The 18,342-nt window shown below is 68.2% G+C and carries 19 protein-coding genes and 1 pseudogene; 7 read left to right on the top strand and 13 right to left on the bottom strand.

Annotated features, from left to right (window positions below; genetic code table 11):
• Positions 1 to 289: 289 nt before the first annotated feature.
• From AB0C27_RS28210 to AB0C27_RS28195, 4 genes are all read right to left on the bottom strand, one after another.
• Positions 290 to 934: a hemerythrin domain-containing protein gene (locus tag AB0C27_RS28210; RefSeq protein ID WP_357849344.1), complete on the bottom strand. Its 645-nt coding sequence runs from the start codon at positions 932 to 934 to the stop codon at positions 290 to 292.
• A gap of 278 nt (positions 935 to 1,212) precedes the next feature.
• Positions 1,213 to 1,479, bottom strand: coding sequence for a hypothetical protein (locus AB0C27_RS28205; protein ID WP_357849342.1), 267 nt, complete (start codon positions 1,477 to 1,479; stop codon positions 1,213 to 1,215).
• A gap of 147 nt (positions 1,480 to 1,626) precedes the next feature.
• Positions 1,627 to 2,166: a hypothetical protein gene (locus tag AB0C27_RS28200; protein WP_357849340.1), complete on the bottom strand. Its 540-nt coding sequence runs from the start codon at positions 2,164 to 2,166 to the stop codon at positions 1,627 to 1,629.
• 106 nt (positions 2,167 to 2,272) lie between these two features.
• On the bottom strand, positions 2,273 to 2,773 hold the full coding sequence (locus tag AB0C27_RS28195) for a Rieske (2Fe-2S) protein (RefSeq protein ID WP_357849337.1): 501 nt from the start codon (positions 2,771 to 2,773) through the stop codon (positions 2,273 to 2,275).
• A 576-nt stretch (positions 2,774 to 3,349) separates the two neighbouring features.
• On the opposite strand from AB0C27_RS28195, the gene AB0C27_RS28190 reads away from it, so the two are divergent.
• The 3 genes from AB0C27_RS28190 to AB0C27_RS28180 all read left to right on the top strand — a co-directional run bounded on the left by AB0C27_RS28190 (position 3,350) and on the right by AB0C27_RS28180 (position 5,474).
• Positions 3,350 to 4,108, top strand: a complete 759-nt coding sequence (locus tag AB0C27_RS28190; RefSeq protein WP_357849334.1) for a GNAT family N-acetyltransferase — start codon at positions 3,350 to 3,352, stop codon at positions 4,106 to 4,108.
• 35 nt (positions 4,109 to 4,143) lie between these two features.
• Positions 4,144 to 4,818, top strand: a complete 675-nt coding sequence (locus AB0C27_RS28185; RefSeq protein WP_357849331.1) for an IS3 family transposase — start codon at positions 4,144 to 4,146, stop codon at positions 4,816 to 4,818.
• Positions 4,819 to 5,111: 293 nt separating this feature from the next.
• Complete coding sequence (locus tag AB0C27_RS28180; RefSeq protein WP_357849328.1) at positions 5,112 to 5,474, top strand: hypothetical protein; 363 nt, start codon at positions 5,112 to 5,114, stop codon at positions 5,472 to 5,474.
• A 36-nt stretch (positions 5,475 to 5,510) separates the two neighbouring features.
• On the opposite strand, the gene AB0C27_RS28175 is transcribed toward AB0C27_RS28180, so the two are convergent.
• From AB0C27_RS28175 to AB0C27_RS28160, 4 genes and pseudogenes are all read right to left on the bottom strand, one after another.
• Complete coding sequence (locus AB0C27_RS28175; protein WP_357849325.1) at positions 5,511 to 6,575, bottom strand: mannosyltransferase family protein; 1,065 nt, start codon at positions 6,573 to 6,575, stop codon at positions 5,511 to 5,513.
• 996 nt (positions 6,576 to 7,571) lie between these two features.
• The gene (locus AB0C27_RS28170; protein ID WP_357849322.1) at positions 7,572 to 8,087 is read right to left on the bottom strand and encodes a zinc-binding dehydrogenase; all 516 of its coding nucleotides are present in this window, start codon (positions 8,085 to 8,087) and stop codon (positions 7,572 to 7,574) included.
• Between the two features lie 67 nt (positions 8,088 to 8,154).
• Positions 8,155 to 8,379 (bottom strand): annotated as a pseudogene (locus AB0C27_RS28165) (alcohol dehydrogenase catalytic domain-containing protein); the annotation flags it as partial.
• Entirely contained in the window at positions 8,280 to 8,495 is a 216-nt protein-coding gene (locus tag AB0C27_RS28160; protein ID WP_357850268.1) for a hypothetical protein, read from the bottom strand. The gene AB0C27_RS28160 and the pseudogene AB0C27_RS28165, both read right to left, overlap by 100 nt.
• A 351-nt stretch (positions 8,496 to 8,846) precedes the next feature.
• Here AB0C27_RS28160 and AB0C27_RS28155 point away from each other — a divergent pair, with 351 nt between their 5' ends.
• The 3 genes from AB0C27_RS28155 (at position 8,847) to AB0C27_RS28145 (ending at position 11,366) form a co-directional block, all read left to right on the top strand.
• Positions 8,847 to 10,241 (top strand): NADP-dependent succinic semialdehyde dehydrogenase, encoded by a 1,395-nt coding sequence (locus tag AB0C27_RS28155; RefSeq protein WP_357849319.1) that lies wholly within the window; start codon positions 8,847 to 8,849, stop codon positions 10,239 to 10,241.
• A complete protein-coding gene (locus AB0C27_RS28150; protein WP_357849316.1) occupies positions 10,238 to 10,813 on the top strand; it encodes a YbhB/YbcL family Raf kinase inhibitor-like protein in 576 nt (191 codons plus the stop codon). Before AB0C27_RS28155 ends, AB0C27_RS28150 begins: the two co-directional genes overlap by 4 nt.
• A gap of 118 nt (positions 10,814 to 10,931) precedes the next feature.
• Positions 10,932 to 11,366, top strand: coding sequence for an ester cyclase (locus AB0C27_RS28145; protein WP_357849313.1), 435 nt, complete (start codon positions 10,932 to 10,934; stop codon positions 11,364 to 11,366).
• A 16-nt stretch (positions 11,367 to 11,382) separates the two neighbouring features.
• Here AB0C27_RS28145 and AB0C27_RS28140 read toward each other — a convergent pair whose 3' ends face one another.
• The 4 genes from AB0C27_RS28140 to AB0C27_RS28125 form a co-directional block, all read right to left on the bottom strand.
• Positions 11,383 to 12,357 (bottom strand): sigma-70 family RNA polymerase sigma factor, encoded by a 975-nt coding sequence (locus tag AB0C27_RS28140; RefSeq protein WP_357849310.1) that lies wholly within the window; start codon positions 12,355 to 12,357, stop codon positions 11,383 to 11,385.
• A gap of 137 nt (positions 12,358 to 12,494) precedes the next feature.
• Positions 12,495 to 13,334, bottom strand: a complete 840-nt coding sequence (locus tag AB0C27_RS28135; RefSeq protein WP_357849308.1) for a GNAT family N-acetyltransferase — start codon at positions 13,332 to 13,334, stop codon at positions 12,495 to 12,497.
• Positions 13,335 to 13,872: 538 nt separating this feature from the next.
• Positions 13,873 to 14,307 carry a VOC family protein gene (locus AB0C27_RS28130; RefSeq protein WP_357849305.1) on the bottom strand — a complete coding sequence of 145 codons (435 nt, stop codon included), beginning with the start codon at positions 14,305 to 14,307 and terminating at the stop codon, positions 13,873 to 13,875.
• A 71-nt stretch (positions 14,308 to 14,378) separates the two neighbouring features.
• A complete protein-coding gene (locus AB0C27_RS28125) occupies positions 14,379 to 15,068 on the bottom strand; it encodes a type 1 glutamine amidotransferase domain-containing protein (RefSeq protein WP_357849302.1) in 690 nt (229 codons plus the stop codon).
• 426 nt (positions 15,069 to 15,494) lie between these two features.
• On the opposite strand from AB0C27_RS28125, the gene AB0C27_RS28120 reads away from it, so the two are divergent.
• On the top strand, positions 15,495 to 16,778 hold the full coding sequence (locus tag AB0C27_RS28120; protein ID WP_357849299.1) for a CHRD domain-containing protein: 1,284 nt from the start codon (positions 15,495 to 15,497) through the stop codon (positions 16,776 to 16,778).
• 100 nt (positions 16,779 to 16,878) lie between these two features.
• Here AB0C27_RS28120 and AB0C27_RS28115 read toward each other — a convergent pair whose 3' ends face one another.
• Entirely contained in the window at positions 16,879 to 18,327 is a 1,449-nt protein-coding gene (locus tag AB0C27_RS28115) for an AAA family ATPase (protein ID WP_357849296.1), read from the bottom strand.
• Positions 18,328 to 18,342 lie beyond the last annotated feature (15 nt).

Here is an 18,342-nt window from a genome sequence, read left to right as displayed (position 1 = left end):
TCCGGTGAAACGAGTTGCTCACCGAAAGTCCGGAAATATCCGGAAATATCCAGCAATGGTCTCCACATGACCCTGGTGGGCTTTGAAATAAGCAAAGGTGGGCTACCACGCTTTTGTGCCACTTGACGAACTCGGCCCGGACCCATCAGAAGGTCCTGAGTCTGCGGGTCGGCGTACTGAGGATCATCGTGGACCGCGACGCCGTGCTGGGCGCCCTCGATCTCGAGCAGTCAGGCGCTGCCCCCGAACGTGCTCACGGGCTGGGCACCCCGTCCGCTCTTCGACAACCTCACTGTCGACCTGCACGAGGCGGGGTGGCGGTGCCGTAGAGGCGTTTGGCGTGCCGAGCGTACAGACGCGGGGCGAGCAGTGGCATGATCAGCCGGGCCGTCAGTGGCGCGTGAGAGAGCACTTCCTTGACCACGTCGGGATCGCCCTCGTACATGCCCATGCCGAACACGAGCGGCAGGTCCTTCTTGGGGCTGTTCGACATACTGTGCTCACCGAGCTGGGCCCATTCGGCGGCGGTGACGACTTTCGCGGCCAGAGGAAGGATCTCCTCCTCTTCCAGGGCCATGTGCTCCAGCAGCCGGTCGCGTAGCACCTCGAAGGCCGCGGCGAGGCTCTCACCGTCGCGGGCCGTGGACGTCCACGCCGGCAACAGCTCCTTCACCCCCTCAAGGGCGGCCTCGATCCCGTGGTGCTGATCCTCCACCTTCGGCACGAAGGTCGCGGCCTGCGTACCACCGCGCTCCAGAAGGAGCGGCCACAGAATGATGTCCTCGCCTTCATGGTGCAGATGCAGGACGACACACATCAGCGCGGCATGTTTCCCGACCACCGCGGAGCGGTTGGTGTCACCCGCGGTCACCTCGCGCACGAGCTCGGGAAGAAGCCCGAACTCCCGGCGCATCATCGTGTGCACCATGAACATGTCCCGTACGTCAGCCATGGGCTGGTTCACTACGACCTCATCTCGCGATCTTGTGGCTATTCCGGTTGAAGCCACCATGGCCAGGCGCCCGGCTTGAGCACGTGGTGGTCACCGGCTTGCCCAAGCACTTCGGGACCGGCCCAGCCTTCCCGGACATCAAGATGCGGCGGCCACGCCGAAAGTTCGATTTCGGCCGCATTCGGTTTTCGCTGATCGCGTTCTCCCGGTCGGAGCCGGTCGGCGGGGGAGACCTGCGGGCGCGGCGTGCAGGTCTCCGATCACTTCGGTTGCCAGACGTCGAACTTCTCCCATGCTCCGACGCCGGTCGCCCGGGCGCGGAGCACGCCCTTCTTGTCTCCCGTGTAGTCGAGTTCGGCGCTGACCCCGCGGTCGGTGACCTGCTCCTTGAATGACCACCTGACGCATGAGGAGGACAAGGAGCCGGCCGCCGAAGCGGAGGCGAACGCCGTGGACGTCGTGCTCAGCACGAGCGTCCCCGCCGCCAAGGTCATGCCGAACGTACGCGTGCTCTTCCCGAGAATCATGATTTCGCCTTCTGCTCTCTTCGCAGGCCGGGCCGCTGCTTGCGGCCGCTCAGGGCTGCTGGATGAATACCGCCGCTCTGCGGATGCCCCGGGTCTTTGCGCCGGGGCAAGGCGGCTGACGCCTCGCCCCGGCGAAAGGACCGGTTCTCAGTCCATCTGGTCCTGGCGCTCGATGCCGAACTTCTGCTCCCACCCGATGGACGTCGAGTCCGCCCGGAGCGCGGTGGAGTCCGCCACGGAGACGTACTTGTTGTTCGCCAGCGACTTGATGGTGCAGTAGGAATTGGTCCGGCACACGACGTCGAACTCCTCCCAGGGGCCGATGGTGGTCGAGCGTGCGCGGAGCATGCTCTTCTCGGCTCCGGTGTAGTCCAGCTCGGCGGCTACGTAACGTGACGAAGCCAGCGAGCGGATGGTGTCGTACTTGCTGCCCAGGCAGATTTCGAACTGCTCCCAATTGCCCTCTTTGGCGGTGACCGTCCGGGCGCGGAGCGCGCCGTATCCGGCGCCCTCCCAGTGGAGTTCGGCGCTGACCAGACGGTTGTTCGCCCAGGCGCCGATCCAGCCGTTGAAACAGCCGGTCGGCGCTGCGGCGGTGTCGGCGCTCGCTGCGGGCACCGCGGTCAGCGCGATCGCTCCGGCCGCCAGGGTCATGCCGAGCGTGCGGGAGAGGTGTGCGAGGTTCATGCTTCCTGCTTTCTGCGGAGGTACGGGGACATGGAGGTATTCGATCGGTAACTGTCGGTGATCGACTGAGGTCGCAAGTGGTCGACCGTGGTGTGGAACGGCGTGTTCAGGCCAGCGAGATGGTGTCGCCGTCGACCTTGATCGGCACCTCGGGCAACGGCTTGGTCGCCGGACCGCCCATGACCTTGCCGTCCAGCCAGAACATGCTGCCGTGACACGGGCAGTTGATCATGCCGGAGGAGACGTCGCTCACCGTGCATCCCTGGTGGGTGCAGACGGCGCTGAAGGCCCGGAACTTGCCGGCGGACGGCTGGACGACGACGACCTTCTGGTCCGGGAAGACCTTGCCGCCCTCCTTCGGGATGTCGGCGGTCTTGGCCAGGACGGTACCACCGGCCTGCGTGGCGGGAGGCGTGCCGGTGTTCCCGGCATCGGGTGCCGAAGCGCGTGAGCCGGAGCCGGAGCCGGAGTCGGTGTAGGCGCTGGTCTGGCCCTCGCCGGCGCAGGCGGCCAGGACGGTCATCAGTCCGGCGGCCCCCACGCCCGCGATGGCGGCGCGGCGGGACGAGCCGGTCGCGAGCGGGTCCTCCGGCTGATCATCGGTCATGACGTGGCGCGCCTGGCACCCCTGATCAGACATCGTGCACATACGTTCGCCCTTCAGGTTCTTCCCGTGTCGTCGGTTTCGGCGCATGCCGCAGCCGCGTGCCGTGACAGCCAGGGAATGTCAGATAGTCGTTTCGGCCCTTGTCGGGCGGCGCTCAGAATGCGGCCTCTGAGCGGGACCTCAAGGAGGTTGCCGGGGTCCAGGCGCGGATGACCATGCACTTTTCCACACATCTGGGATTTCCCGGGGGAACTTATCACCTGCCCTCCGTGCGGTCGAACATGGTGCGAACCCCGCGCCGGAAGGCCAGAAAACTCGTCGAGCCGAAATCGAACTTCCCGGTTGATCAGCGCATCTTGTCTGCGTCAGATCTCGCGACGGCCCGCACACGCGGCGCCGGAACGGGATGCCACGAGGGGACCAGCAGGAAAGAGCATGTGGCACGCGGAACAGACCGCTCTCGCCGAAGGTGCCGAGGCGGAGTTCATGTATCGGTACGAGTCGAGCGCCCCGTCGCGGGTCCGAGCCGAGCTCGGCATCGCGACGGCCCATATCGGCGGGGGTGTCGCCCTGGCGATGCGCAACGACCCGACGGGCTACTGGAGCAAGGCACTGGGGTTCGGCTTCGACGAACCCTTCACAGGAGAGCTTCTTGATCGTGTCCTGGACTTCTACCGGGACGAAGACAGCAGGATGGCGGTCATCCAGGTCGCCCCGGACGTCCTGCCGAAGGACTGGGACGACATCCGCGCCCGGCACGACCTGCGGCCGGAAGGGAGGATCGTGAAGCTCTGGTGCCCGATCGACTTCTTCATCGCCGGCGCGACGACCGACCTGCGCGTCGGACCGGTCGGTCCCGACGACACCCGGGAATGGGCTTCGGTCGTGCTTCGTGGGTTCGGCATGCCGGAGCACGGGATCGACGAGATGATCGCGGCCGCGGTGACGCATCCGGACTTCCGCCCTTTCGCCGCCTGGGACGATGACCGGATGGTGGCCGGCGCCAACCTGTTCCTCCATGGCAGGGCCGGCTCACTGAACACGGGTGCGACCCTCCCCGGCTATCGCAACCGCGGGGCGCAGTCGGCCCTGCTGGCGGCCCGCGCCAAGGAGGCCGCGAACGCGGGCTGCCGCTGGCTCGTCGCCGAGACGGGCCAGCCCGAGCAAGGCGGCTCCAACTCGTCGCTGAGCAACATGCTCAGGGCCGGGCTGCGGCCGCTGTACATCCGGGAGAACTGGGTGTGGCGATCCGATGGCGCCGATCAGCCGACCCGATCGCCAAGCCGAACAGAGCAGGACAGCACCGGCATCGAGGCGTTCGGTTGGACCGGCTGAGCAGCCGGCTCGCTCACCAGGAAAGGACGTCGTCCGTGCCCCCTGCGCACTCTCCCGACCTCCGCCGCCGCGCGATCGAGCTCGCGCGGCGAGGCGACACATCGCTCGTCCAGCTCGCCAAGGATTTGGGCATCAGCCGCTCGTGCCTGCACGCGTGGCTGAAACAAGACGACGCCGATGCCCGATCCGGCGCCGATGACCAACTGCCCACCGAGACCAGGAAGAAGCTCACCGACCTTCGCCGCCGCACCAGGCAGTTGCAGACGGAGAATGACGTTCTCCAGCGCGCGATCCATCTCGCCCTGCGGAAGTGCTCTCCCAAGGTGCTCTACGCGCTGATCCGCGAGCTCGCCGACGACCACGTTCCGGTCGCGGTGGCCTGCCGGCTCCTTCATGTGTCGACATCGGGATATTACGACTGGCTCGGGCGTCCTGAGCCGACGCGTGTCCTGCGCAACAAAGAGCTCACCAAGATGATCCGGCAGATCCATGCTGATTCCAACGGCTCCTACGGCTCGCCGCGCGTCTACGCCAGGTTACGAGTCGACCTGGGCGAAGAGGTCAACCGCAAGCGCGTCGCCCGGCTCATGCGCGAAGCCGGGCTGCAGGGCGCCCGTGGCCGCGAGAGCCGCCGGCAGGTCGCCGGTCAGGATCGTGCGGACGGCGCCGTACAGCGCCGCACTGATCCCGATGCTCCCGATCGGCGCTGACCAGCCGGCCCCGGCCCGCATGTGATAGCGGTACCGGCCCGGCAGCCGCCGGGCCGCGTGACACGGTCAAGACGGTCACCGTCTTCGATGTCGAAGGAGAGATCTTGCCAGCTCGCAGCTGGATCGCGGCAGCGGTGATACCCCTGGCGCTGACGGCCTGTTCGGTGCCAGGAAGAGGCGCCGATCCATCCGTGATCGCTCCCCATCTCCTCTCACCACCTCCGCCTCGCAGCGCGTCGCCGTCACCACGGCGCACCCCGGACCCCGTCACCCACTGGCCGGCGAAAGTCACGTTGAAGGCGGCGGGCGGACACACCGCCGAGATCGGGGTGCTGACGCTCAGACGCCGGGGCGACCTGCTCGATCTGGTGTTGTCGATCACGCCGCACGCCGAACAGGCCCGTCGCGTCTCGGTCGAGGCGTTCGTCGGCGACAGCCCCTCGGCCATCAGCCTCGTGGACAACGCCGGGCGCAAGCGCTACCTGACCGTCCCGGACTCCGCGAACCGGCCGTCCCGGACGCAGGACCCGGCTCTTGAGGTGGGCGAGATCAGCATGCGTACGTACACGTTCCCCGCTCCCGGACCTGAGGTCACCGCGATGGACGTCTCCATCGGTGGCGCGCCGCCCCTCCGGAACGTGCCCGTGACGCCTTGACGCGGCCGGCCGGCATGCCGGCCGACCGCCGCGTCGTCAGCCCGCCCAGCCTCCGCTGAGGAAGAGGCTGGCGTGGAGCAGCATGAGCGGCCCGAGGATCACCGCGTACAGCGCCATCACCCACGGTCGCCTGGTCGCGACCCGGGCCACCAGCAGCCACAACGGGAAGCAGAGCAGCAGCGAGCGCGGGACCGACAGGTAGAACGACGAGGTCAGGAGAGCCGCGGCCTGCGTCCCCGCGTACACGGCCTCGCTCCACCTGCGCAGCACGAGCAGCAGGACCGGCACGCAGACCGACACCACCGCGCCGACGATCTCCATTCTGAACCCCACGGAGAAGTCGCCGTGCCCCATGGCCTCGCGCCAGGACGTTTTCCACGCCTCCCACGGCCAGGTGAAGGTGCGTCCCCAGCCGGCCTCCTGCGCGTGCATCCAGGCCAGCCAGTCGCCGAGCCTGCCGTACTGGTAGGCCGAGTACGCCCCCAGCGGCACCAGCGGCAGCACCAGCCAGCCCGTCCGCCGCAGCGGTTCCTTGCGCACACAGAACTCCACGACGAGGGCCACCGACAGGAACAACCCCGTGATGCGCACGCATGAGGCTCCCGCGGCCAGCATCGCCGCCTGCGGCCAGCGGCCGTGCCTGGCGGCCAGCCAGGCGGGGATCGCGAAGGCGAGGAAGAGCGTCTCGCTGTAGCCGGCCGTCAGGAACACCGCCGTCGGGAAGAGCAGCAGCGCCACCACCGCCATCCATCCCGAGGCGCCTTCGGCCTCGGCCAGCCGGGCCAGTGGCACCACCGCCACCGCGCCGGCCACCAGCGAGATCAGCAACCCGGCCGCCGTCCAGTCGGGAACCACGAGGTGAACCAGTCGCATGAGGAGCGGCAGCCCGGGGAAGAACGCGGGCAGTCCGGGGTCGTGCGGCTGAGCGGGATCGCCGTCGTAACCGTGCTCGGCGATCGTGGCGAACAGCACGACATCCCACTGGCGCCACCTGTCGACGTAGTCGGCGAGCGCCACTCCGAGCAGCGTGGACACCATGATGCCCGTGTGCAGGCCGAACCAGAGCAGCAGCGCGTCGAGCCGTCCAGATCGAGTGATCATGAAAGTACGGAGGCCGGGTGAACATGGCCGGCAGGCGAGGTGTCCAGGGGCTGCGCCCCCGGCCTGGCATCCGGGCACTCGGCATCGTGGTCCCGCGCGCTGCACGTGTTGTTCAGCTGTCTATATCTGTGCACTGACGGTCTTCTTTCCTGGCGGTCGCGAAGGCCGGAGAGCCCTTCGTGAAGGACAGTGGTCATGGCGAAATGGCCGCGTCGCAGGCCCAGGCCGGAATCGTTGCTGGGCCTCAACACGGCTGGTGAGCAGCCGGGACGGCAGGGGATGAGGGCCGTCCGGGGAAATTCGATCCGCAGCAGGAGAGACGAAAAGCGGCAACGGCCTGGGGGAGTTCAAGCCCAGGGCCGGTCATGCCGTCCTGTGCGGAATGTCATGAGAAAAAGAGCTGCGGGTAGGGGGCCGCGGCTCAACGTGGCACGCCGGCCACCCTCGGCGGTACGACGATCAAGAGGACCTGAAGCGATCGGGCGCCGAGCGTCGTCCTGACCGGTTCAACCACATGCGTGAGCACTCAACCGCCGCACGAAGAACGAGAACCGCCCGCCGTTCAATTGCTTTCCCATGGATGTCTGAACCCTTTCTGACGCCCGCTGGATCGCCAAGGTCGATACGTGTCTCCGCCGACAGCAGGAATGACCTTAACGCTATTTCCGCGAGTCGATCACATGAAGTGTGTGACAGCTGTCGCAAGCGTGGGCGAGGTTGTTCTGGTATTCGCTCATCACAGTTCGGGCCTCGGCCGCTTGGCGCCTTTGAACAGGGATGATGGCATCACTCGAACGATTCGTCAAGGACGCTCCATGCTGGAAAGAGCTTTATGTCGAACGGCCTCGCTATGGTCCTGGAGTCAATTTATTACCCCATTCTCCGGACTCCTGGCATGAGGTCATCCGACCCCACAGAACGACTCCATGAATTTCGTTCCACATAAGAATTCGCCTGAGACGAGGTGCCCGGCGCTTTTGCTTCACCCGCGTGACCTCACCTCAGGCGTCCGCCCGGAGAGCCGGACGGGCGTCGACACGGCAGCGGCCGGGCAGGTGGCAAGCACCTGCCCGGCCCGAACTGCGGTAGGGGCGCTGTGGACGTCAGTCGAAGACGACGACCTGGCGGCCGATCGGCCAGAGCCAGAACCTCCGTCAGATCGTGGTAGTTGCCCCAGAACGATCCCGTGAACGTGCGCTCGCCGGACACGAACGGGAACAACGGCAGCTCGACCCGCTGTCCCATGAGCCCCACCGACACCAAGGTCGCCTCGTACGCCAGCAACGAGGCGTTCAGCGCCAGTGACTCCGGAGCCCCCGAACAGTCCAGAACCCCATCTGCCTCCTCCCAGCCGGTCAGCTCCCGCAGCTCGGCCCGGACCTGATCAACGGTCTTGCCTCGGGTGTTGATCGTGTGATCGGCGCCGTTCTCCCGCGCCACCGCGAGTTTGTCGTCGCTGCGGGCGAAGGCCACCACCGTCGCACCACCTCCGAGCAGCCGCGCGTACTGCACCCCGTAACCGCCAGGGCACCACGACGTACTCCGCGAAACCTCCGGGCGGGCCGAACCCGATCCACCCTCCGCTGCCCGTGCACAGCTCCTCGTTGCCCTCGTGACACTGACGGCAGGTCCCGTCCCCCCACGCCGGGTCCACCACCACCATGTCGCCCTCCGCCAGGCCCGCCGACGCCGGCACACCAGGGCCTACCTGCGCGATGTGGCCCGCGACCTCATGGCCCGGGATGTAGGGAAGGCCAGTTCCACCGGGAAGTAGCCGTCCAGTAGCTGATAGTCGCTGCGGCACATGCCGGTCGCCGCGACCTTGACGAGCACCTCGCCAGGCCCCGGCTCGGGAACCGGAACCTCGTCGATCTGCAACGGCTGCTTGTACCCGTGCATCCGAGCCGCGCGCATGGTCATGACGCCTCCTCGTTCTCGTCGCTGTCGTCCGGTGACGTTAATCCGGGCAAGGAAGGCTTGTTGATCGCGACTGAACCGTTCCGCGGCCGATTCAGAAGTGGCGATGCCCGATCGCTGTGGGCAGCGGGTTTGCTTCGTTCACTGGCCGTCAACTACGAAGCCCTTACAGTGCGGACATCAGCGAGGTGACTTGCCGGCCGACGCCTGAGGCCGCGGCCTCCGGGTAGTCGCAGGAGCACGGCCGAGCCGGCCCGCGCACGGCCCTGAGCAGGGCCGGTCCGCACATGGCCCTTTGCGTCGGGCCGGACCGCGCGCCCGTTCGTACCGGCGGAGCGAAAGGAGACCACTGTCATGGCGATCGCCACGATCAACCCGGCGACGGGTGAGACGGTCAGGACATTCGAGGAGCTCGGCGAGGCCGAGCTGGAACAGAAGATCGCTCTCGCGGACGAACGATGGAGGACGTACCGCACCACCGGCTTCGAGGAGCGGGCCGCGCACATGCATGCCGCCGCCGACCTGTTCGAGAAGGAAGCGGACCTGGCAGCGGAGCTGATGAGCACCGAGATGGGCAAGACCCTGGCCTCGGCCAGGCACGAGGCGCTCAAGTGCGCTCATGGCATGCGCTACTACGCCGAGCACGCGGCCGGATTCCTGGCCGACGAGCCACTGGCCGACCCCTCGCGGGTCGGTGCGGTGCGCGCCCTGGGCCGCTACCAGCCGCTCGGCCCGGTGCTGGCGGTCATGCCGTGGAACTTCCCGATGTGGCAGGTGATGCGCTTCGCCGCCCCGGCGTTGATGGCGGGCAACGTCGGGCTGCTCAAGCACGCCTCCAACGTCCCGCAGTGCGCACTGTATCTGGAGAGCGTCTTCCTCCGGGCCGGCTTCCCCGAGGGTTGCTTCCAGACGTTGCTCGTCTCCTCGCGCAGAGTCGAGTCGATCCTGCGTGATCCGCGGGTGGTCGCCGCGACTCTGACGGGAAGCGAGCCCGCCGGTCGTTCCGTGGCCGCGATCTGCGGCGACGAGGTCAAACACACGGTGCTGGAGCTGGGTGGCAGCGATCCGTTCGTCGTGATGCCCTCGGCGGACCTGGACCGCGCCGCGGCCACGGCGGTGGAGGCGCGGGTGCAGAACAACGGGCAGTCGTGCATCGCGGCCAAGCGCTTCATCGTGCACGCCGACGTCTACGACGCCTTCACCGACAAGTTCGTCTCCCGCATGCGAGCCCTCCGGGTCGGGGACCCGTTCGAGACGTCCACCGATGTCGGGCCGGTGGCCACCGAACAGGGCCGGGCCGACATCGAGGAGCTGGTGGACGACGCCGTCGCCGCCGGGGCGAGCGTGCTGTGCGGCGGACGGCGGCTCGACGGCCCCGGCTGGTTCTACCCGCCGACCGTCATCGCCGACATCACCCCCGATATGCGTATCTACCTGGAGGAGGTGTTCGGCCCCGTCGCCTCGCTGTACCGGGCGGCCGACATCGAACAAGCCCTGGAGATCGCCAACGCCACCAGCTTCGGCCTGGGCTCCAACGCCTGGACCCGTGACGAAGCCGAACAGGAACGGTTCATCGCCGACCTGGAGGCCGGCCAGGTCTTCATCAACGGCAAGACCGTCTCCTACCCCGAGCTGCCGTTCGGCGGGATCAAGCGCTCCGGTTACGGGCGCGAGCTCGCCGCCCACGGCATCAGGGAGTTCTGCAACCTCAAGACCGTCTGGATCGGCGACGAAGGAGCCTCGTCATGAACATTCGAGCCATGCGTGGGGGTCTTCGGGGTGATGATCCGTATGCTCGGCTGCCGCGGGTGGCGGAGTTCGGGGTGAGCAGCGGCACGGTGGGTGATGGTGAGCCGTGGCCGGTGGCGCAGATGCATGTGAGTGTGGGCGGTGGGGATGTGTCTCCGCAGTTGTCGTGGTGGGGGGCTCCGGAGGGGACGGGGAGTTACGCGGTGACGGTGCTGGATGTGGATGCGCCGACGGGCTCGGGGTTCTGGCATTGGGTGGTGGCGGGGATTCCGGCGGCTGTGACGGAGTTGCCGGAAGGGGCGGGGGACGAGGCGGGGTCTGGTCTGCCCGAGAGGGCTTACCAGTTGCGCAATGACATCGGTGAGGCTCGTTTCATGGGTGCGGCTCCGGCTGCGGGGAGTGGGCCTGATCGGTATTTCGTGGTGGTGCATGCTCTGGATGTCGAGGACATCGGGGTGCCGGCGGATTCCACGCCGGGGTGGCTGGGCTGGGTGATGTCCACTCATGTGCTGGGCCGCGCGATCCTGGTGGCCACCGCCGAGATCCCCGCCCCAGCGGAGGGCGGCACCTGAGATCCGCCCTCCCGCGGTCCCGGCCGCGCGACGAGCGGGGACGGTGAACTTCTCGCCGCTCACTTCCGGTTGTTAACCTGGGGATATATGCCCGGAGCACGAACGGGGGTTGGTACTGATGACCAGTGCCCGGGAGCTCAAAGACGAGGTCGTGGCCGCCTTCAACCGGCACGACGTGCCAGGCGTCGTGCGCTTCTTCGCCCCGCGGGCCGTCCTGGTCTCGCCCACGGGGCTGACCGAGGGAAGAGAACAGATCGGCTGGTATTACGAGCACCTGTTCGAGGGCTTTCCCGACATCAAGCTCACCGCCTGGAACAAACCATTGCTCGACGATCCCGCGGTCACCGAATACATGTACACCGGCACGCACCAAGGGCCTTTCCTGCTGGCCGACGGCAGCGTGCTGCAGGCCACGGGCCGCCCCATCGCGGTGCGCGGGGTGGCGGTGTGCAGCATAGAGAACGGCCTCATCACCACCGACCGTGACTACTACGACCAGCTGGAGTGGTACGCCCAGCTCGGCATACCCTTCACGATGAAGCTCCCGGCGTAGCGGTGCGCCGTGACCGTCACCGACGGCCGTGGCAGCATCGGCACACGACGTCGTCGTCGCGGTGCGGGTGGAACAACCGGATCTCGCGGACGCGGTTCGCCTGGAGGAAGTTCACCCAGATGACGGCGGGCGGGCAGTGGAAGGGATCGTCGGGCGGGCTGATGAGGCTGTTCTCCCAGATGACGACGTCACGGCCGGTCACGACGTTGGCGGAGTTCTGCCGTACGCCGGCGTCGAGATCGCGGTTCATCGCGCCCAGCAGCCAGTCGATGCCCTGCATCCGCTTGCCCTTCATCGTGGTGATCTCCACCTCGGGCGAGCAGAGCTCTTTGAGCGCCTGCGCGAACAAGCCCTGCCGCGCGGCTCGCATGGTTTCCTCCGCCTCCGTGCGGCGCTTCTTCTCCTGTACGGCCACGTCGTCGTGGGTCGCGTTCGCTGTCGCCAGCAGCGCTTGCGACAGCTTGGCCCGCGCCTGGTTGAGCCTGCTGCGTACGGTGCCGACCGGCACGTCGCACAACTGCGCGATGTGCTCATAGGCGGTGACGTCGGTGAAGTAGCGCAGCATCGTCACCAGCCGCAGGCGGGGTGAAAGCTCGTCGAGGGCGTGCCAGACCCAGTCGCGCAAGGCGTGACCGTTCAGCAGTTCCTCCGGATCGGGCTCCCCTCGCGGAAGGGTCAGTGTCTCGACATCCTCCACCGGTATCGGTGTCGCGGCGCGCAGCTGCATCCGGCAGGCGTTGCGGACGATCGCCCGCAACCACGGTGCCACGGCGGCGGGATCGCGCAGGTCGCCGATGCGGCGCATCGCGATCATGGCGGCGTCCTGGAGGGCGTCCTCGGCGTCGGGACCGCAGCCGAGGATGCTCAACGCCACCGCTCGCATGTCCGCCTGGTGCCGGACCAGCAACAAGCCGAGTGCGTGGACGTCACCAGACTGGGCCGCGTGGACGAGGTCGACGTCCGTGACCTTGGCGTTCTCCGAGGCGGTCAACGTGCTTCCTTCCGGAGCGTGGAGAAGTATTCACCAGGGGCCGACTTTCGGGCTCGGCCACAGGGACCCGTTCGTGCACGGCCGGCGTGATGCTCGGCATTCGTGTGGCGGGAGGCCGCCCGCGCGCACCGCGCGCCTTACTTTCCGGCCGGGGATCGTGTGCTCAGCACCCAGGTCACGCGCTCGTACAGGGGAACGAACCCCGCCCGCTTCATGTTGTGCAGGGAGGAGTTGTGCGTGCCCGGCGTCTCGGCCCCGGTCTCGGTGAAGATCACCCGGCAGCCGGCCGCGATGGCGTCGGAGATGCGCGCCCGCAGCAGCGCGCTCTGGGCGCCGCGCCCCCGATAGGGCGGCAGCGTGGCGGCGCCCAGGAGCTGCGCCGTCTCTCCGCCGATGTACATCCCGGCCGCCGCGATCACCTCTCCGCCGTGCCGGACGACGTAGGCGCGGACGCGGGGCAGCGCGGCGAAGGCGGCCGTCATCGCCACCAGCGGTTTGTCGGCCATGTCGAAGCCGCGCATCAGCATCGTGGCCCACTCCTCCGCGCCGCGCGCGTCCACGCGCTCGACCGGCGGACCGCCGGGCGCGACCGGCACACTGAGGGACAGGTCCCGAGCGAGTTTCACCGAGGACGTTCCCTGAAACAGGCCGTGCTCGGCGCAGATCTTCGCCCAGTCGGGAGGCAGTACCGAGGGCGCGAGCTGCAGGTCGGCCGACGGGTCGCTCCGCGCTCGGTAGAAGTCGCAGATCTCGCCGATCAGATCGGTCGTGACCGGCCCGGCGAAACCGAAGCCCAGCGCCTTGCTCCAATAGTGCGCCGGATCTTCGCGCATCGACAGGAGCACGCCGCCCGCGAGCCTGGCGCAGGTGATGCCCAGGGCGTCGCGCACTTCGGCGGGCGCGTTCGACTGGAACTGGTACAGGGCCTCGGCCTCGGACCATTCGGCCAGGGACGGCTCTGGACGCAAGGTGAACATGAACTCTCCATGGCAAGGCTGGACCACGGCTGCACGGCAGCACGGTCCGAAGGGGGAGGGATGCACAACGGTGCCACGGCGGCACGACGGAAGCCGCAGGCCGGCACAGCCCGCCTCGCCATTGATGCGGGCCGGGCGGATTCATTCTTGCCCGTCGCCGTCCGGAAAGGCAAATCGCCGCCCAGCCGTGAATGGCGCGGGTAAACGATCAGAGCCGCGGTCCCGGCTTATCGCAGCGCGCCGGGAGGCAAGGGCAGCGTGAATCGCCGGTGCGGCGGAAAGCCACGCCAACCGCTAATTCGGCGCGTCAGACCGGCGTCGTGAGGTTTGTCACACGGGTGTGGTGCGAGTAATTTTACCTGGACGTTGTCACGCGCTATTGGCCCAAAAATGCGAGCCCATTTCCCCGCCTTCTCGCCATTCACCCGTGGGCGAACCAAGACGACGATCACCGCCGCGCGCCCGGCGGCCGTCAGGCACAGCACGAACCGGCTTCCGTCGGCAGGCGGGAGCCGGTTCGCGTCAGGTGCCGCAGAGGTCAGACGCCGACCGCCATCACCTCCAGCTGGATGTTGTCGATGTCGCGGAAGACGACGACCGAGTACGCGAAGGGCTCCTTGACGCTCTGGATGCCGGAGTGCGCGATGCCGAGGCCGTCGAGCCAGTCCGACCAGGCGACCAGCCCCGCACGCCCCTCCACGTGCGGGGAGACGTGGTCGAGGCCGGTGCGGACCTTGTCGAACTCCTCGCCCTTGTTGCCGGCGTTGTGGTGCAGCCCGATGGCCAGCCCGGTGCGGGGCTCGATGACGAGCTCGGCGTACCCGGTCCATTCGCGGCCGTAGTGCGGGAGCGTTCCGTCCACGAGCTCGGCCTGGAAGACCTTCTGGTACCAGGCCACGCTGGCCTGCAGGTCTCGTACGGTGAAGGCGACATGGTGCAGGCCGCTGAAGGATGGTGCGATCGCGTCGCTCACTGGGGTTCCTCGTTCATGAGTGCGGATGATGGTGCGCCGCCGGCCGTGGCCGGATGGTGCGCAGCGCCGGGCTAGGCCGCCCCGTCGCCGGCCAGCGCGACCAGTTCGGCCGCGGCGGGGCCGGAGGAGGCCGGGTTCTGTCCGGTGATCAGGAGTCCGTCGGTCACCACGTACGGTTCGAAGTCGCCCGCCTTGGAGAAGTCCGCGCCCTTGGCGATCAGCTCGTCCTCCACGAGGAAGGGCACCACCTTCGTCAGGCCCATGAACTCCTCCTCGCTGTCGGTGAAGCCCGTCACCCGCCGGCCGGCCACCCAGGCGCCGCCGTCCGGATTCCTCGCGTGACGCAGCACTCCGGGTGCGTGACACACCAGCGCCAGCGGCTTGCCCGACGCCGCGAACCGCTCGATCAGCCTGATCGACGCCTGGTCCTCGGCGAGATCCCACAACGGGCCGTGCCCGCCGGGGTAGAAGAGCGTGTCGAAATCATCGGCCGACACGGTGTCCAGCCGCACGGTCGCGGCGAGCTGCGCCTCGGCCCGCGTATCGGCCTCGAACCGCCGCGTCTGGTCGGTCTTGAACTGTTCCTCGTTGCTCTTGGGATCCAGCGGCGCCTGCCCGCCCTTCGGCGAGGCCAGGGTGATCTCCCACCCGGCGTCCTTGAAGCGGTAGTACGGCGCGGCCAGTTCCTCCAGCCAGAACCCGGTCTTGCGCCCTGTGTCCCCCAGTTGGTCATGCGAGGTCAGCACGATCAGAACCTTCACGGTCTCGCTCCTCATCTCGTTCGCGGACACTCTCGTCCGCCGACATCGCGCCTGTCCGAAACCTACGGGGGGCGCTCTTGACGAACACTGAAGGCACTGTTGACGGCGAATGGACACGGAGTGGAGTCGTCAGGTCCGCCGGCCTCTCGAAGAGGGCTGTGGACACCCCCGTCCGGGTTTGAGGGGAACAGCCCCTTCGCGCTGGGTTTCAGGATGTCGCTGCGGTTGACTTGTAGCGCTCAAGCCCCGTGAAGGATCGGCATGCCCAAGCGTCATCACCTATCCGGTCCCGGCGGGAGGAGTCTGTGCGGCGCTCGTTTGTTGTGTGTACTTTTACCGGTCGTTCCAGCTGATCTCTCTCGGTCTCCTGTGCGTATTGTCTACGGTGTCCGACCGGAAATAATCCGTTTTATGAGAGGTTTCAGCATGTCCATTTCCAAAATTGTCGTCCCCGGCATTCTGCTGGCTTCTGTGATGTCAGCTGTCCCCGCATCCGCGCACGCCTCCGGCGACGACGTGTATCTCGCCGCCGGGCTGCGTGGCGCCAACGAAGTGGGCACGGCAGGTGACAAGAACGGGCGCTCGACGGTCGTTCTCAAGATCAGTGGTGACGAGATCACGTTCGCGATCCGCTGGAACAAGATCGACAAGCCGACCGCCGCTCACGTTCACCTGGGAGCCAAGGGTGCCAACGGCGAGATCAAGCTCAACCTCATCACCACGCCGATGCCCAAGGGCGTGCTCGGCGTCACCGGCACCGTCAAGGCCGGCCCCGACCTGGTCAAGGCGCTGCTGGCCGGGCCCGGCGGCTTCTACGCCAACCTGCACGACGAGAAGCACCCCAAGGGCGCGCTGCGCGGACAGTTCCACCGGCTGAGCAGGCCGATCGACCTGCGCGGGGTGCTGCACGGCAGCAACCAGGCCACACTGTCCGCCGAAGCGAGGGGCGCTCAGGAGGTCCAGGAGAACGACGGCAAGAAGCGCGGCGACCAGGACGGCCAGGCCGCCTGGTGGTTGCGCCGCAATGGTTCCGCCCTCGCCTACACCGCCTCCTGGTCCAAGCTCGGCGCGGTGACCAACGGCCACGTGCATAAGGGCACAACGGGCAAGAACGGGCCGGTGGTCGCGGACCTGTTCGCGGGCAGCCTGCCGGCGAACCTGACCGGCGTCGCCGGCGAGGCTCCGCTCAGCGGCAAGATCGCCAAGCGCATCATCGACAAACCCGGCAACTACTACACGAACCTGCATACGGCCGACTTCGCCGGTGGAGCGGTCCGCGGCCAGCTGTCCGGTCGATCGTTCACGCATCCGCGTGCCGTCACCGCCGACGTGCTGCGCGGTTCGCAGATCTACTCCTGCACCCGGCAGCCGTCAGGCTCCTTCGCCTTCACCCAGCTCGGCGTGACGGCCAAGCTGCGGCGGGGCATCGACCACTCGTTCGTGACCCCGGCCGCCGGTCCGCCGCAGTGGATCGCCCCCGACGACAGCGCGGTGCGCGGCACGGTCGTCACCAAGACGCCGAACGGCGACGGCAACATCCCCGAACTCGTCCTCGACGCGACTCAGGCGGGCGCGAAGACCGGGCTGCTCGCGCACGCCACCCAGATCCTGCGCCTGAACACCGTCGGCGGCGTCGCCCCGGCCGGCGCGTGCAAGCCCGGCTCCCAGGTCAAGGTCGCCTACGGAAGCGACTATCTCTTCCTCGGCTGACGTCCCGGCCGGTAGCAGGTACGCCGCAGGACGCCACGCGGGCGATCACTCCTGTGTGACGTCCTGCCGGATCTCCACCCGCCACGCCGGCCCGCGGCCGTCACGATGATCGGACCGGACCGTCGTCGCCCGTCCCGGGCAGGTCCTCCACCCCCAAGGCGATCAGATCGGCGGGGGCCGGGTCGGCCAGGTCCGCCACGCGCTGGGCCTGCCGCTCGGTCATCTCCTGGAAGACCTGGCGGGCGTAGCGTCCGTTGCCGAAGCCGGCGTCCCTGGGCATCTCGGCGAAGAGCGTGGCCAAGGCTGCACTCGCGGCCGAGGTCAGCTCGTAGCGGTGCTCGCGCGCCTGATGCTCCACGATGGACACCAGCTCGGCCGGATCGTAGTCCTCGAACAACAACGTACGGGTGAAGCGTGAGGACAGCCCGGGATTCGAGGCGACGAACCGGGTCATGTCCTCCGGGTAGCCCGCGGCGATCACCACCACGTCGTCCCGATGGTCCTCCATCAGCTTCACCAGGGTCGCCACCGCCTCCAGGCCGAAGTCCGTGCCTCCGCCCGCGGGCACCAGCGAGTACGCCTCGTCGATGAAGAGCACTCCACCGAGAGCGCGGGTGAACGCGGCGGCCGTCCTCGGGCCGGTGTGGCCGACGTACTCGCCGACCAGGTCACTGCGGTCGACTTCCACCAGGTGGCCGACCCGCAACATGTCCAGCGCCTTGAGCAGGCGGCCGTACAGCCGCGCCACCGTGGTCTTGCCGGTGCCGGGATTGCCGGCGAACACCAGGTGCCGGGTGAGCGGCGGGGCGGGCAGCCCGGCGTCCTGGCGACGTCGTACGGTCTGCATCAGCTTGACCAGCGAGCCCACGTCGCGCTTGGCCCGGTCGAGTCCCACGAGCCGGTCGAGTTCGCCGAGCAGATCCTCCAGGTTCTCCTCCGCGGGCTCCGTCACCACGGGCGCCGGCATGACGGCGGGCCGGGGCAGCGGAGCGGGGCCGGGAGGAAGCGGCGTAGGACTCCCGCCGAAGCCGCACTCCTCGAACACCGGCGCCGCCCCCTCGTCGCCGCCCACGGCGTCGGCGCAGTCCCGCGTGCCGCACCGGCGGAACAGCGGGTCCGCGCCGGAGCCGATGTGCAGGGCGGGAAAGCCCGAGCGGACCACGTCGCACGACTCGTAGACACCGCCGGCGCCCGGGGCGACGAAGACGCCGTTCTTCGCGGGGCGTACGACGCGCAGCGCCGTGACGACCGGGCGGGCGCCGGTCCACACGACCAGGCCGCAGCCCTGGGCGTCCTCCACCGAGCCGCCTTCCACGCGCACGTCGGCCTTGGCGTCGACGACGATGCCGGCCGCGCCCGGGCGCACCACCCGGTTGCCCTCCAGGACCGCGTGGCCGCCCTCGCCGACCTCCAGCCCGGTGCGCGAGACGCCGGTCACCGTGCAGTGGGCGACCAGCGACGCCGCGGCCGACGTCGTGCTGACACCGGTCTGCCCGCCGATGATGTGGGCGCCGGTGAGCGTGACCGCGGCCCGCTCGACGACCGACACCCGGCATCTCCGTGG

It is taken from the genome of Nonomuraea sp. NPDC048882 (genome assembly GCF_040649755.1).
Classification (GTDB): domain Bacteria; phylum Actinomycetota; class Actinomycetes; order Streptosporangiales; family Streptosporangiaceae; genus Nonomuraea; species Nonomuraea maheshkhaliensis.
The sequence above is the reverse complement of the archived record's forward strand: the minus strand, read 5'-3'. Positions and strand labels throughout refer to the sequence as shown.

What these genes read in the sequence shown, in the direction of transcription:
- AB0C27_RS28175 (WP_357849325.1), bottom strand. Translation starts at nt 6,575, where the DNA reads ATGATCACTCGATCTGGACGGCTCGACGCGCTGCTGCTCTGGTTCGGC.
- AB0C27_RS28120 (WP_357849299.1), top strand. Translation starts at nt 15,495, where the DNA reads ATGTCCATTTCCAAAATTGTCGTCCCCGGCATTCTGCTGGCTTCTGTG.
- AB0C27_RS28160 (WP_357850268.1), bottom strand. Translation starts at nt 8,495, where the DNA reads ATGACCATGCGCGCGGCTCGGATGCACGGGTACAAGCAGCCGTTGCAG.
- AB0C27_RS28200 (WP_357849340.1), bottom strand. Translation starts at nt 2,166, where the DNA reads ATGAACCTCGCACACCTCTCCCGCACGCTCGGCATGACCCTGGCGGCC.
- AB0C27_RS28145 (WP_357849313.1), top strand. Translation starts at nt 10,932, where the DNA reads ATGACCAGTGCCCGGGAGCTCAAAGACGAGGTCGTGGCCGCCTTCAAC.
- AB0C27_RS28135 (WP_357849308.1), bottom strand. Translation starts at nt 13,334, where the DNA reads ATGTTCACCTTGCGTCCAGAGCCGTCCCTGGCCGAATGGTCCGAGGCC.
- AB0C27_RS28205 (WP_357849342.1), bottom strand. Translation starts at nt 1,479, where the DNA reads ATGATTCTCGGGAAGAGCACGCGTACGTTCGGCATGACCTTGGCGGCG.
- AB0C27_RS28195 (WP_357849337.1), bottom strand. Translation starts at nt 2,773, where the DNA reads ATGACCGATGATCAGCCGGAGGACCCGCTCGCGACCGGCTCGTCCCGC.
- AB0C27_RS28210 (WP_357849344.1), bottom strand. Translation starts at nt 934, where the DNA reads ATGTTCATGGTGCACACGATGATGCGCCGGGAGTTCGGGCTTCTTCCC.
- AB0C27_RS28190 (WP_357849334.1), top strand. Translation starts at nt 3,350, where the DNA reads ATGCGCAACGACCCGACGGGCTACTGGAGCAAGGCACTGGGGTTCGGC.
- AB0C27_RS28155 (WP_357849319.1), top strand. Translation starts at nt 8,847, where the DNA reads ATGGCGATCGCCACGATCAACCCGGCGACGGGTGAGACGGTCAGGACA.
- AB0C27_RS28150 (WP_357849316.1), top strand. Translation starts at nt 10,238, where the DNA reads ATGAACATTCGAGCCATGCGTGGGGGTCTTCGGGGTGATGATCCGTAT.